Here is a 14,199-nt window from a genome sequence, read left to right as displayed (position 1 = left end):
CTGCCCCGGATCGGGGCACCTGCGGGCGGCGGACCCGGAAACCGCCCCGGCGCAGAAAAACCGGAACTGCAAGGCACGTCCCGTCCAACATGGCGGGACGACGAACAAGACCTTGAGAGAAACGATAAAAGGGAAGATATACATGTCGCTCATCACGAATGGCCGCCTCGACAGGCGCGGATTTCTGAAAACCACCGCCGCTGGCGCCATCGCGGCTTCTCTGCCGCTCGGGGGCGCCTATGCCTCCACGCCCAAACGCGGCGGACATCTGCGCTGTGGCAAGGGCCACGGCCAGACCACCGACACGCTGAACCCCGGCCAGTGGTCGAACGGCTATATGCTGGCGATCACCTTTGCCAAGGACGGGCACATCACCGAAGTGCTGCCCGATGGCACGGTCGGCCCCGAAATCGCCGAAAGCTGGGAGGCGTCTTCCGACGCCAAGACCTGGCGTTTCAAGATCCGCAAGGGCGTGATGTATCACTCGGGCAAGGAAGTGACGCCCGAGGATGTCGCGGCATCCGTCGATTTTCACCGCAGCGAAGGCTCCACGTCCGCCGCGGCGCCCATCGTGGCCCCGATCGAGGACATCAAGGTCGAAGGCGACACGGTCGTCTTCACGCTCGAAGGCGGCAACGCCGACTTCCCCTTCATCCTCAGCGACTATCACCTGCCCGTTCTGCCGGTCACGGACGACGGAATCGATTGGCGATCCGGTGATGGTTGCGGCAGCTATGTGCTGGCGGATTTCAATCCCGGCGTCAGCTCGAGCCTTGAGCGCAACGAAAACCATTGGCGCGACGATGTAGGGTGGTTCGACAGCATCGAATTGCTGTCCCTGACCGACCAGAACGCGCGCACCACGGCGATGGTCTCGGGCGATGTCGACACCGTCGACAAGCTGGACCTCAAGACCATTGGGCTGCTTGCGCGCAACCCCGACCTCGACATCAGCTCGATCGCAGGCACGCAGCACTTCACCTTCGCGATGGATTCCCGTGCGGACCCCTATACCGACAACAACGTGCGCCTTGCGTTGAAATACGCAATCAACCGTGAAGAGCTGGTGGAAAAGATCCTCTTTGGCTACGGCTCGGTCGGCAACGACATTCCGATCGGGCAAGGTCAGCAGTTCTACAACACCGAGCTGGAGCAGAAGACCTTCGATCCCGAAAAGGCCAAGTTCTACCTCAAAGAGGCAGGCATGGATTCGCTCGACGTCAGCCTCTCGGCGGCGGATGCGGCCTTCGCGGATGCGGTCAGTGCGGCGACGCTCTATCAGAACTCGGCCAAGGAGGCTGGCATCAACCTCAAGGTCGTGCGCGAGCCGAACGATGGCTACTGGTCGGATGTGTGGATGAAGAAACCCTTCACCGCCGTCTACTGGGGCGGACGCCCGACGCAGGACCAGATGTTCTCGACAGCCTTCACCTGCGGTGCGGACTGGAACGATGGCTTCTGGTGCAACGAGAAATTCGACGCGCTGCTGAAAGAGGCCCGCGCCGAACTCGATCAGGACAAGCGCCAAGAGCAGTATTTCGAGTTGCAAGAGATCGTCAGCACCCAAGGCTCCATCGTCATCCCGATGTTCGCCAACTACGTGTTTGCCTCGTCCAAGAAAATCGGCAAGCCCGAGCAGATCGCGTCCAACTGGGACATGGACGGCGAGCGTTGGGCCGAGCGCTGGTGGTTCGTCTAAATTCTTCCTCCGGGGCGCCGTTGCGCCCCGGACCCCGCGAGATCCAGAATGCTGCCGGGCGCCCTGCCCGGCAGCATTTGTCGTCTTTGGCCTATCCTGCGACGTCTCAGGCGCTTGCGCGGGCAAAAGGCTTTGTGGTTCAACTTTTGGCAACCCGTACAACATGCCGAAAGTCCACGAGATGAGCGAAGACACGCCCCCCGCAACGACCGGCGCCGCAGACGACACTCAGACGGGCGCATCCGGTGCCATTGGCGCACATTCCGAGGCGCAGCGCCTGACGGACAACCCCGACTGGCTCTATCTGCTGCGCGAGTTCGATTCGCTCTACCGATTTGGCTCGGACGGGGGCAGTTCCGAGATCCGCAGTCATCGCAAGCGGGTGCGCGATAGCCTGTCCGCGACGATTGCGTCCAACCCCCCGATATTGCCACGAACGCCCGAAGCGCGGCCCGTCACGGCCCACCTGCCCCGCGCCCTCGATCTGGGCGAACGGGCTGCAATGCAGGGAATGGCCCGCGCCCTGCGCGAAGTGCGCGGCGCCCTGACGTGGGAGTACGGCTATGAGCAGCTGCCAAAGGCGCTGGCCCGCAAGTATGCATTCTGCGAGATCGTGGGCCACAAGGGGCCAGTTCAGTCAGACCGGCTGAACCTGGGGTTCGTCCTGTTTGCACCGAACACGACCTATCCGCAACACAGCCATCAGGACATCGAGGAAAGCTATATCTCGATCTCGGGCGCGTGGTCGGAAAACAACGGGGCCGTTTATGCTCCCGGTTCGCTGATCTTCAATCGCTCGGGCGCCGAGCATCGCATCACCACGGGCGACCGCGATCCCTGCCTGCTGGCATATGCCTGGGTCGGCCCTGCAAACCGTCTCGCCGCGCCGGGGATGAAACTGTCGCCGACGCGCAGGCCAAAGGCGGTCTGACGCAGGGGGCCGCCATCCCGGCGCATTACACCTTGGTTGCAGTGCTGTTTGGCGTGATCGCCCGGCGTTTAAGCACAGCCTCGCGCCAAGTGATGAAGCTGACCGAGCCGACGATGACAAGCCCGCCCAGCACCACGTAGGGGTCGACCGCCTCGCCAAAGACCAACGCCCCCACAAGCACCGCCCAGACCAGTTGCAAGAACGTCACCGGCTGCGTTACCGCCAGCGGCGCGGCGCGAAACGCCAGCATCATGGTGTAATGTGCGGCAGTGGCCAGAACCGCCACGACAAAGAGCGTCACCAGCTCCATCATGGTGGGCGTGACCCAGTTCAGGGCGGCAAATGGCGCAAGACCAATGGTCACCGTCACCGACAGCATGGTGACGACGACAGCGGGCGACACCTCGTCCGTCGCCAGCTTGGCCAGAAGGTAGGACGCACCAAAGCTGATGGCGGTCAGCAGCATGGCCAGATGCCCCGGCCCAATCTCGCGCATGCCGGGCCGCAGGATGATGACCGCGCCCAAAAGGCCGATCAGCACCGCGATCATGCGGCGCAGCGCCAGACGCTCGCCCAGAAAGAGCGCCGCACCAATGGTGACATAGATCGGCGCGAGATAGTTCATCGCCGTGACATCCGCGATGGGGATATGCGCCATCGCAAAGAACCACATCGCGACACCCACCGTATGCACAGCGCCGCGAATCCCGAAGATCGACCAAAGGCGCGGCGTCAGGCGTGCGCGGCGCATGGCCGGGATCACGGGGATCAGCAGGACCAGCCCCAGACCATACCGCAGGAACGCCGTCTCGGCAGCCGGCAGGCGTGGCCCAATCGTCTTGACCAGTGCGGTGACAATGACGAACAAGAGGCCGGTCACCACCATCCAGAAAACGCCCCAGCCGGGCCGTGAATTGATCTCGCTGTTCATTCGGGCATTGAGAAATCAAACGGCCCGGAATGTCGAGTGCATAAAGCGTCATGCCTTCAACCTGAGCCATCGGCCAGAGGCGCGGCGCGCGGATCGCTATTGATGAACACTGCGGCTGGCCAAAAGAAATGATCCAGACTTGTGGCGCACCGCTTTGACTGCCGCCATGACACGCACCGCTTGCCTAGCGGCCCTCGATGCTGATGGTGAAACTGCGCTGCGCGCCGGGCGGCGGCGGCGGAAACGGTGCGGCGCTCTGGATGATGCGCAGCGCGGCGCCGTCCAGAGCGCCCGACCCCGAAGAGGCGGCGATGGTGGCACTGGCCAGCCCGCCGTTTGCCGCCACGGCAAAAGTGACCACCGCAGTGCCGCGCGCGGCCATGCGCGGGCGGGGCACGCGCGCGATGCGCTCCATGACGAGGCCGGGATAGGAGCTGGCCGCCGCATTTCCCGCCGCGCTGGACGCTGGCGCATCGGCTCCACTGCTTGGCGCGGCTGCCTCCGCGGTGCCCGTGGCGGCGCCCGCTGCCGCAACTTGCGCCGCGTTGCCGCGAGGGGCGGGCTTGGCCTCGGGCACGGGATCGGGCGCGGGTTCAGGGTCAGGCACAGCTCTGGCGCGCTGATGGGTCGCCTCGAACTCGGGCGTGCGGCGCTTGGGGCGCAGGGATCTGGTGACTTCGGCACTGAGCTCAGCACTTGGCTCGGCAGGCGATTTCAAAACCTCGGCAGGCCGAACCGCCTCGGCAGTGTTTGCTTCAGCCTGCGCCTCACTGGTCGGCTCTGGCGCGACCGGCCTCACAGGCTCTGCGGGCACCGGCTGTGCGGGCACAGGCGCGGCGGTCACAGCTTCGAGCCGCGCGGCCGGCGGCGGGGTGACGGCCGTGGGCGCGCGCTCAGCCCGCTCCACCGCCTGCAGGGCCGTTTGCGTGCCCGCAACCATATCGGCAAAGCTGGTGCCCAGCCGCATTTCGGACGCACCTGCGCCGCCCTCGATCTGCGCCTCTTCGCTCTCAAGCAAGAACACCGCCAAGGCCGCGTGGATCAGAAGCGCCGCGCCCAGCGCCCCAAGGGCAATACCGCGCGAGGCGGTCATCATGCGGCGCGTCCTTGCGCAGGGCAGGCACTCATCGCACTCTCCTTCGGGCAAGGTGGGCCTGTGTTTCAGGCTGTCAGAACACCCCGAAGTTTCACCATATCCGACAGTCAGGCGCAATGCTGGCACACCGGCCAAGACGTCTGGACAATGCGCCCCCGCCTGCGCCAAATGCGCCGCATGAGCCATGACACATCCTATCCCGCGATCAGCGATCTCAAGGCCCGCGCCCGCGCGCGTCTGCCCAGATTTGTCTGGGAGTATCTCGACAGCGGCACCGGGACCGAGCGCGCGCGCCGCGCCGGCTCCGAGGCGTTGCAAGAGATCGAGATGATGCCCTCGATCCTTCATGGTGAATTCACACCGGATCTCGGCACCACCCTTTTCGACCGCGCGCATCCCCTGCCCTTCGGCATCGGCCCCGTGGGCATGTCCGGTCTCGTCTGGCCGGACGCCGAGCGGCATCTGGCGCGCGCCGCCGCCGCTGCGCGCCTGCCCTACACGCTCTCGACCGTGGCCGCGCAGACGCCCGAGGATATCGGCCCGCTCGCGGGCAAGGACGCGTGGTTCCAGCTCTATCCACCGCGCGACGAGGGCATTCGCCTCGATATGCTGAAGCGTGCACGCGACGCGGGCTTCAAGGTGCTGGTGCTGACCGTCGATGTGCCCGTGGCCTCACGGCGCGAGCGCCAGACGCGTTCGGGCCTGACACAGCCGCCGCGCCTGACCCCGCGCCTGATGGCGCAGGTGGCACTGCGCCCCGCATGGGCGCTGGGCATGGCGCGCATGGGCCTGCCGCGGATGCGCATGATCGACGGTTATTCGGGCGACACTTCGGGCCTGCCCTCAACGGCGCACGCAGGCTATCTGCTGCGCACCTCGCCCGATGCGGCCTACCTTGACTGGCTGCGCGCGCATTGGGACGGGCCGCTGGTGGTCAAGGGCGTGCTCGATCCCGCCGACGTGCCCATGCTTGAAGCGGCGGGCGTCGATGGCATCTGGATCTCGAACCATGGTGGGCGCCAGTTCGACGGTGCCCCGGCCAGCGCGCGCCAACTGCCGTTGATCCGCAAGGCGACCAGGCTGCCGCTGATCTTCGACGGGGGCATCACCGGCGGGCTCGATATCCTGCGCGCGCTCGCACTCGGGGCGGATTTCGTGATGATGGCGCGGCCCTGGCACTATGCGCTTGCGGCGCTTGGCCCAGAAGGGCTGCCCTATCTGGTGCGCATCCTCACCGCCGACATGAGCGCGAACATGGGCCAGTTGGGCGCGCGCCACTTGGGCGACCTGCCCGAACGGCTGATCCCGCCCCGGCGCGGGTAGCATTTTTTCCAAACGGGTGGTCCCGGCGTGCCCGGTCATTGCATGGTACCGCCGCATGGGACAAGCTGAGAAAAAAGTTGCGCCGCGCTGCGGCAATTTGCACTCTCTCGCCAATCGGGCCAAGCCCCGCAAAGACATCAAACGGGGATAGGCCATGCCAGACTTCAAGAAGATCCTGATCGCCAATCGCGGCGAGATCGCCATTCGCATCATGCGCGCCGCCAATGAGCTGGGCAAGCGCACCGTTGCCGTCTTTGCCGAAGAGGACAAGCTGGGCCTGCACCGCTTCAAGGCGGATGAGGCGTATCGCATCGGCGCGGGCCTTGGCCCCGTCGCGGCCTATCTGAGTATCGACGAGATCATCCGTGTCGCACGGCAATCGGGCGCGGATGCCATCCACCCCGGCTATGGCCTGCTGTCCGAGAACCCCGATTTCGTGGATGCCTGCGTGGCCAATGGCATTACCTTCATCGGCCCCCAGGCCAAGACCATGCGCCAATTGGGCGACAAGGCGAGCGCCCGGCGCGTCGCCATCGAGGCAGGCGTGCCCGTCATCCCCGCGACCGAAGTTCTGGGCGAGGATATGGACGCCATCCGCGCCGAGGCCGCCGAGGTGGGCTATCCTTTGATGCTCAAGGCGTCCTGGGGCGGCGGCGGGCGCGGCATGCGCCCCATCCACGGACCGGACGAGCTGGAGGAAAAGGTGCTGGAGGGTCGCCGCGAGGCCGAGGCCGCCTTTGGCAATGGCGAGGGCTATCTGGAAAAGATGATCCTGCGCGCGCGCCACGTCGAGGTGCAGATCCTCGGTGACAAGCATGGCGGCATGTATCACCTCTTCGAGCGCGATTGCAGCGTCCAGCGCCGCAACCAGAAGGTGGTCGAGCGTGCGCCCGCCCCCTATCTGACCGACGCCCAGCGCGCCGAGGTCTGCGAGCTGGGTTACAAGATCTGCAAGCATGTGGACTACGAATGCGCGGGCACCGTCGAATTCCTGATGGATATGGACAACGACCAGTTCTATTTCATCGAAGTGAACCCCCGCGTGCAGGTCGAGCATACCGTGACCGAAGAGGTCACCGGCATCGACATCGTGCAGGCCCAGATCAAGATCGCCGAGGGCAAGACGCTGGCCAAAGCCACGCGCAAGGACAGCCAGGATGAAATCCGGCTGCATGGCCACGCGCTCCAGACACGCATCACGACCGAAGATCCGCAGAACAGCTTCATCCCCGATTACGGCCGCATCACCGCCTATCGCAGCGCGACAGGCATGGGCATCCGCCTCGATGGGGGCACGGCTTATGCAGGCGGCGTCATCACGCGGTTCTACGACAGTCTGCTGGTCAAGGTCACGGCCCACGCGCAGACGCCCGAGGCGGCGATTGCCCGGATGGACCGCGCGCTGCGCGAGTTTCGCATCCGGGGCGTCAGCACCAACATCGCCTTTGTCGAGAACCTGCTGAAACACCCCACGTTTCTCGACAACACCTACACGACCAAATTCATCGACGACACGCCCGAGCTGTTCAATTTCCGCAGCCGCCGCGACCGCGGCACCAAGGTGCTGACCTATATCGCGGACATCACCGTGAACGGGCACCCCGAAACCAAGGACCGTCCGCGTCCGCGTGCCGATCTCAAGGATCCGGTGCCGCCAAAACCACGCGGCGCACCGCAGCCCGGCACGCGCAACCTGCTGGAAGAAAAGGGACCGCAAGCCGTTGCCGACTGGATGAAGGCGCAAAAGCAGCTGCTGATTACCGATACCGCGATGCGCGACGGGCATCAGTCGCTGCTGGCAACGCGCATGCGCAGCCGCGACATGATCCGCGTCGCGCCCGCCTATGCCGCGCATCTGCCACAGCTCTTTTCGGTCGAATGCTGGGGCGGCGCGACCTTCGATGTGGCCTACCGCTTCTTGCAGGAATGCCCTTGGCAGCGCCTCCGCGATCTGCGCGCGGCCATGCCCAATGTGATGACGCAGATGCTGCTGCGCGCCTCAAACGGCGTGGGCTACACCAATTATCCCGACAACGTCGTGCGCGAATTCGTGCGCCAGGCCGCCGTGACGGGGGTCGATGTGTTTCGCGTCTTCGATTCGCTGAACTGGACCGAGAACATGCGCGTGGCGATGGATGCGGTCATCGAGTCGGGCAAGATCTGCGAAGGCTCGATCTGCTACACCGGCGATATCCTGAACCCCGACCGCGCCAAATACGACCTGAAATATTACGTCGGCATGGCCCGCGATCTGGAGGCGGCGGGCGCGCATGTGCTGGGCCTCAAGGATATGGCCGGCCTGCTGAAACCCGCCGCGGCGCGCAAGCTGATCGGCGCGCTCAAGGAGGCGGTGGACCTGCCGATCCACTTTCACACCCATGATACCGCCGGCATCGCCAGCGCGACGATCCTCGCCGCCGCCGATGCCGGCGTCGATGCGGTCGATTGCGCGATGGACGCCTTGTCGGGCAACACATCGCAGGCCACGCTCGGCTCGGTGGTCGAGGCGCTGGCCCATACCGAGCGCGACACCGGCATCGACATCGCTGCCGTGCGCGAGATTTCGGACTATTGGGATACCGTGCGCGCGCAGTATGCTGCCTTCGAATCTTCAATGCAGGCGCCCTCGTCCGAGGTTTATCTGCACGAGATGCCCGGCGGTCAGTTCACGAATCTCAAGGAACAGGCCCGCTCGATGGGCCTCGAGGATCGCTGGCCCGAGGTGGCGCAGACCTATGCGGATGTGAACCGGATGTTCGGCGATATCGTCAAGGTCACGCCCTCGTCCAAGGTGGTGGGCGACATGACGCTGATGATGGTCAGTCAGGGCCTCACGTGCGCCGAGGTCGAGGACCCGTGCCATGATACCTCGTTCCCGGACTCGGTTCTCGACATGCTGCGGGGCAATCTGGGCCAGCCTCCCGGAGGGTTCCCCGCGCCACTGGTGGCCAAGGCGCTCAAGGGCGAGGCACCCAGCACCGATCGCCCCGGCGCGCATCTGCCCCCCGTCGATCTGGAGGCGACCCGCGCCGAGGTGACCGCGATGCTGGAGGGCCGCCGCGTCGATGACGAGGATCTGAATGGCTACCTGATGTATCCCAAGGTCTTTCTCGATTACATGGGCCGCCACCGTGTCTATGGCCCAGTGCGCGTGCTGCCGACGCGCACGTTCTTCTACGGGATGGAGCCTGGCGAGGAGATCACGGCCGAGATCGACCCCGGCAAGACCCTTGAGATCCGCCTTCAGGCCGTGGGCGAAACCGGCGAGGATGGCGACGTCAAGGTCTTCTTCGAGTTGAACGGCCAGCCCCGCGTGATCCGCGTGCCCAACCGTCTGGCCAAAGCCACGACAGCGGCGCGGCCGAAGGCCGAGGCAGGCAACCCCTGCCACATCGGCGCCCCCATGCCGGGCGTCGTGGCCAGCGTGTCGGCCACACCCGGCAAGCGCGTCAAGGCGGGGGATCTCTTGCTGACCATCGAGGCGATGAAGATGGAGACCGGCCTGCATTCGGAGCGCGACGCGGTGGTCAAGGCCGTCCATGTCACGCCCGGCGGGCAAATCGACGCCAAGGACCTGCTGATCGAGTTGGAAGACGGGTGAGCGCCTCGGCTCTGCCGCCGCATGGGCCGGCAGGCCCGCTGCCAGACCGCCAGACGCCGCGGCGAAAAGCCATAACAATATCGGCCACAGGGACGAAAGGGACATGACATGCGCAAGATCCTGATCTTTACCGATCTGCACTACGTCGCGCCGGGTGCGCGTATCGGCCATCTGGACCCGGACGCGCGCTTTCGCGAGGGGCTTGCCCACGCGCTGGCGCAATTCCCGGAGGCCGAGCGCATCGTCATCACCGGCGATCTGACCCATCATGGCCGCCCCGAGGAATACGCAAGGCTGCGCGAGGCTTTGGCGGGCTGCCCCCTGCCCGTGCATCTGATGATCGGCAATCACGACTGCCGCACGCCCTTTGCCGCCGTTTTTCCCGACACGCCGCGCACCCCCGAAGGACACGTGCAGCACGTGGTCGATACCGGCGACACGCGGCTGATCCTGCTCGACACGGTCGATGAGGGGCGCCACGAAGGGCTGCTGTGCGATGCGCGCCTGCGCTGGCTGGACGCCGCATTGGCCGGGGCCGAAGGGCGGCGCACGGTGGTGTTCCTGCATCATCCGCCCATGCCCGTCGGGTTTGAAGCGATGGACGCGATCGGACTGGCGAATCGGACCGAACTTCTCGCCCTGCTGAACCGGCGGGGCAACACCTGCCTGCTCATGGCGGGGCATGTGCACCGCACCGTATCCGGCGTGGCGGGCGGCATCGCCACCACGCTTCTCAAGAGCACCTGCCACCAATGTCCCATCATGCAGCCGGGCATGGACGCGCACACCTCGATCGACGAGCCGGGCGCCTATGGCATCCTCTACCTTGGCGACGAGGGCCCGATTGTCCATTCGGAGGATTTCGGGACCGGCGCGCGGCGAAATCTGAGCTACGCGTGACAGGCGGCGAGCGGGGGTTTCACCCCCGCACCCCCAGAGTATTTTTCAGAACAATGAAAGAGAGCCAGCGTGCTGATCTGAGTGCTGCCGCAGCGGCAAGCCGAGGTCCTGCGACTTTTTTCGCCAAGGCGCGAAATTTCTCCTTGCGGCCCCCGCCCGCAATTTGTAGATACCCCTCAATCGGTGCGGGCGTAGCTCAGGGGTAGAGCATAACCTTGCCAAGGTTAGGGTCGGGCGTTCGAATCGCCTCGCCCGCTCCAATTAAACCATTTTTCGGAATGGACCGGCCGCCACCCACGGCCACGGGATCAAGGTCGCCTTCGGGCGGCCTTTTCTGTTTTTGGCGTGTGGGTTGCCGCGCGGCCCTTGGCGGGGCGGCGCGATCTGCCTATAAGCGCGGCAGAGTTCAGGGAGAGCGATATGCGCAGCGCCACCATTACCCGCAAGACCGCCGAGACCGATATCAGCGCCACAGTGGCGCTGGACGGCACGGGCAGCTACGATAACCGCACCGGCGTCGGATTTTTCGATCACATGCTGGACCAGTTGGCGCGCCATTCGCTGATCGACATCACCATCACCTGTGCGGGCGATCTGCATATCGACGATCACCATACGGTCGAGGATGTGGGAATCGCCCTGGGTCAGGCGTTGGCCGAAGCGCTGGGGGACAAGCGCGGGATCCGCCGCTATGGCGCGTGCCTCTTGCCGATGGACGATGCGCTGGTGCGCGCGGCGCTGGATCTGTCGGGACGCCCCTATCTGGTGTGGAACATGGAACTGCCCACGGCCAGGATCGGCACATTCGACACCGAGTTGGTGCGCGAGTTCTTCCAGGCGTTTTCAACGCATTCCGGCATGACACTGCATGTCGATGCGCTGCATGGCATCAACAGTCACCACATGGCCGAGGCGGCGTTCAAGGCCGTCGCCCGCGCACTGCGTGAGGCGGTCGAAACGGACCCGCGCAAGGGCGATGCGATTCCCTCGACCAAGGGGATGCTCTGAGGCCATGCGCACCGTCATCGTCGATTACGAGAGCGGCAACCTGCACTCGGCCGAAAAGGCCTTTCAGCGCGTCGCGCGCGAGGTGGGTGCGGGCGAGGTGATTGTAACCTCGGACCCCGAAACCGTGCGCGCGGCCGATCGCATCGTGCTGCCGGGCGACGGCGCCTTTGCCGCCTGCCGGGCCGAGCTTTATGATCACCGCGGGCTGTTCGAGGCCATGCGCGAGGCGGTTCTGGACCGCGCGCGCCCCTTCATGGGTATCTGCATCGGGATGCAGATGCTGGCGACGCGCGGCCTCGAGCATGGCGAGACGGCTGGGTTTGACTGGATCGGCGGCACGGTCGAGGCCATCGCACCCAACGATGCCGCGCTGAAAGTGCCGCATATGGGCTGGAACGATCTGGTTCTGGATGCCGCGCATCCGATATTTGACGGTATCCAAAGCGGCCAGCACGCCTATTTCGTCCATTCCTACCAGTTTCAGGTCGCCGACCCGGCGCATCTGCTGGCGCATGTGGACTATGGCGGGCAGGTCACCGCCGTCGTGGGCCGCGACAACATGGTCGGCACACAGTTTCATCCCGAAAAGAGCCAGGCCACGGGCCTGCGCATGATATCCAACTTCCTGCGCTGGGCGCCCTGACCTCAAATTTGCGAGTAAACTCATGATCCTCTACCCCGCCATCGACCTCAAGGACGGCCAGGCCGTGCGCCTTTTGCGCGGCGAAATGGACGCGGCCACCGTCTTCAACGACGACCCTGCCGCACAGGCCGAGGCGTTTGTGGCGGCTGGCTGCGAATGGCTTCATCTGGTCGATCTGAACGGCGCCTTTGCCGGGGCCCCCGTCAATGCCGCGCCCGTCGAGGACATCCTCAAGCGCTGCCGCGTGCCCGCACAGCTGGGCGGCGGCATCCGCGACATGGCCACCATCGAGGCATGGCTGTCCAAGGGGCTTGCCCGTGTGATCCTGGGGACTGTCGCCGTGGAAAATCCCGCGCTGGTGCGCGAGGCGGCGCGCGCCTTTCCGGGGCAGGTGGCCGTGGGCATCGACGCGCGCAATGGCCGGGTGGCGACCAAGGGCTGGGCCGAGGAGACCGAGGTGATGGTCACTGACCTTGCGCGCAGCTTCGAGGATGCGGGCGTTGCCGCGATCATCTACACCGATATCGAGCGCGACGGCGCCATGCAGGGCCCCAACATCGAGGCGACGGCGGCGCTGGCCCATGCGGTCAGAATTCCGGTCATTGCCTCGGGCGGTGTCAGCTCGCTGGAGGATCTCATTGCGCTGCGCGACTGCGGCGCGCCGCTGAACGGGGCGATTTCGGGCCGCGCGCTCTATGATGGGGCGCTGGACCTGCGCGGCGCATTGGCCGCACTGGCCTGAGCGCTACATTCCCGACGCCTTGCCTGTGAGGGCCTTGAGCGCGCCCTGCATCTTGGAGATGTAGTCCGCATCGGGGGCGACGCCGCCCAGATCGGCCATCATGTCGGCCGGATCCTCGTAGGCAAGCCAGACCTGACCGTCGCCGCCCTGATAGACCAGCACCCGCAGCGGCAGATAGAGCCCCGCCAGCGCATCATCCTGCATTGCGGGCGTGCCCAGCGCGGGATTGCCAAAGATCAACAGCTGCGCCGGAGAAAGCTCCATATCCACGTCTTGTGCGCCCGCCGCGTGATCGACCCGCGCAAAGACCGTTGCACCGGCCTCTGTCACCGCCGCCTCGAGGGCATCCATCGTCACGTCTACGTCGCCAGCCGCCTTCACGCGCGTCACCGCGCCCTCGCCAGCCAGCGCACCCGTGCCCAACAGCGCGATCAACGCCACCATTGCCAGTCTTTTCATCTGCTGCACTCCCGGTCTGATTTCGCACCCTATCCTCTGGCATGTCTTGCAGATTGCCCATAAACAATCGCGTGACGATGAAAGGTCCGGTCCAGACATGCTGAAAACCCGCATCATTCCCTGCCTCGACGTCGCCGATGGGCGCGTCGTCAAGGGCGTCAATTTCGTCGATCTGCGCGATGCAGGCGATCCGGTGGATGCCGCGCGCGCCTATGATGCCGCCGGCGCGGACGAGCTGTGTTTCCTCGACATTCACGCCACGCATGAGAATCGCGGCACCATGTTCGACGTGGTGCGCCGCACGGCCGAGCAGTGCTATATCCCCCTGACCGTGGGCGGCGGCGTGCGCACGCCGGCTGATGTGCGGGCACTCTTGTTGGCGGGGGCCGACAAGGTCAGCTTCAATTCCGCCGCCGTCGCCCGCCCCGAGGTCGTGCGCGAGGCATCCGACCAGTTCGGCAGCCAGTGCATCGTGGTTGCTATCGACGCCAAGACAGTCTCGCCCGGCAAGTGGGAGATTTTCACCCACGGCGGGCGCCGCGAGACGGGCATCGACGCGGTGGAATTTGCGCAACTTGTCGCGGGCTATGGCGCGGGCGAGATCCTTTTGACCTCCATGGACCGCGACGGCACGCGCGCGGGGTTCAACCTGCCCCTGACGCGCGCGATTTCGGATGCGGTCGATGTGCCGGTCATCGCCTCGGGCGGGGTTGGCACGCTCGATCATCTGGTTGCCGGCGTGCGCGAGGGCGGCGCGAGTGCGGTGCTGGCCGCGTCGATTTTTCACTTTGGCGAATTCACCATCGCCGAGGCCAAGGCGCATATGGCCGCCGCAGGGATACCAATGAGGACAGGCCTATGACGCA

General features: G+C 65.4%; 12 protein-coding genes and 1 tRNA gene. 10 read left to right on the top strand and 3 right to left on the bottom strand.

What is annotated here, in order from left to right; genetic code table 11:
- Window positions 1-142 precede the first annotated feature (142 nt).
- Complete coding sequence (locus V8352_RS01210; protein ID WP_336422418.1) at window positions 143-1,699, top strand: ABC transporter substrate-binding protein; 1,557 nt, start codon at window positions 143-145, stop codon at window positions 1,697-1,699.
- Window positions 1,700-1,862: 163 nt separating this feature from the next.
- Window positions 1,863-2,630, top strand: coding sequence for a dimethylsulfonioproprionate lyase family protein (locus tag V8352_RS01205; RefSeq protein ID WP_336422417.1), 768 nt, complete (start codon window positions 1,863-1,865; stop codon window positions 2,628-2,630).
- A 25-nt stretch (window positions 2,631-2,655) separates the two neighbouring features.
- Here the strand turns inward: V8352_RS01205 and V8352_RS01200 are convergent, their stop codons facing one another.
- Window positions 2,656-3,561, bottom strand: coding sequence for a DMT family transporter (locus tag V8352_RS01200; RefSeq protein WP_336422416.1), 906 nt, complete (start codon window positions 3,559-3,561; stop codon window positions 2,656-2,658).
- Window positions 3,562-3,745: 184 nt separating this feature from the next.
- Entirely contained in the window at window positions 3,746-4,657 is a 912-nt protein-coding gene (locus V8352_RS01195; protein ID WP_336422415.1) for an energy transducer TonB family protein, read from the bottom strand.
- A 177-nt stretch (window positions 4,658-4,834) separates the two neighbouring features.
- Here V8352_RS01195 and V8352_RS01190 point away from each other — a divergent pair, with 177 nt between their 5' ends.
- The 7 genes from V8352_RS01190 to hisA all read left to right on the top strand — a co-directional run bounded on the left by V8352_RS01190 (window position 4,835) and on the right by hisA (window position 12,874).
- A complete protein-coding gene (locus V8352_RS01190) occupies window positions 4,835-5,980 on the top strand; it encodes an alpha-hydroxy acid oxidase (RefSeq protein ID WP_442970924.1) in 1,146 nt (381 codons plus the stop codon).
- A 154-nt stretch (window positions 5,981-6,134) separates the two neighbouring features.
- The gene (locus tag V8352_RS01185) at window positions 6,135-9,581 is read left to right on the top strand and encodes a pyruvate carboxylase (RefSeq protein ID WP_336422414.1); all 3,447 of its coding nucleotides are present in this window, start codon (window positions 6,135-6,137) and stop codon (window positions 9,579-9,581) included.
- A gap of 108 nt (window positions 9,582-9,689) precedes the next feature.
- Complete coding sequence (locus tag V8352_RS01180; protein ID WP_336422413.1) at window positions 9,690-10,481, top strand: phosphodiesterase; 792 nt, start codon at window positions 9,690-9,692, stop codon at window positions 10,479-10,481.
- A gap of 185 nt (window positions 10,482-10,666) precedes the next feature.
- Window positions 10,667-10,741, top strand: a tRNA-Gly gene (locus tag V8352_RS01175).
- A 160-nt stretch (window positions 10,742-10,901) separates the two neighbouring features.
- Window positions 10,902-11,489, top strand: a complete 588-nt coding sequence (gene hisB, locus V8352_RS01170; RefSeq protein WP_336422412.1) for an imidazoleglycerol-phosphate dehydratase HisB — start codon at window positions 10,902-10,904, stop codon at window positions 11,487-11,489.
- Window positions 11,490-11,493: 4 nt separating this feature from the next.
- Entirely contained in the window at window positions 11,494-12,132 is a 639-nt protein-coding gene (hisH, locus tag V8352_RS01165) for an imidazole glycerol phosphate synthase subunit HisH (protein ID WP_336422411.1), read from the top strand.
- 22 nt (window positions 12,133-12,154) lie between these two features.
- Window positions 12,155-12,874 carry a 1-(5-phosphoribosyl)-5-[(5-phosphoribosylamino)methylideneamino]imidazole-4-carboxamide isomerase gene (gene hisA / locus V8352_RS01160; protein ID WP_336422410.1) on the top strand — a complete coding sequence of 240 codons (720 nt, stop codon included), beginning with the start codon at window positions 12,155-12,157 and terminating at the stop codon, window positions 12,872-12,874.
- Between the two features lie 3 nt (window positions 12,875-12,877).
- Here the strand turns inward: hisA and V8352_RS01155 are convergent, their stop codons facing one another.
- Entirely contained in the window at window positions 12,878-13,333 is a 456-nt protein-coding gene (locus V8352_RS01155; RefSeq protein ID WP_442970923.1) for a DUF302 domain-containing protein, read from the bottom strand.
- 97 nt (window positions 13,334-13,430) lie between these two features.
- Between V8352_RS01155 and hisF the strand changes: the two genes are divergently transcribed.
- Window positions 13,431-14,195 carry an imidazole glycerol phosphate synthase subunit HisF gene (hisF, locus tag V8352_RS01150; RefSeq protein ID WP_336422409.1) on the top strand — a complete coding sequence of 255 codons (765 nt, stop codon included), beginning with the start codon at window positions 13,431-13,433 and terminating at the stop codon, window positions 14,193-14,195.
- Window positions 14,196-14,199: the final 4 nt, after the last annotated feature.

This window comes from Roseovarius sp. D0-M9, from assembly GCF_037083805.1.
Classification (GTDB): domain Bacteria; phylum Pseudomonadota; class Alphaproteobacteria; order Rhodobacterales; family Rhodobacteraceae; genus Roseovarius.
Note: the sequence above shows the minus strand (reverse complement) of the source record. Positions and strands in the feature narration are given on the sequence as shown.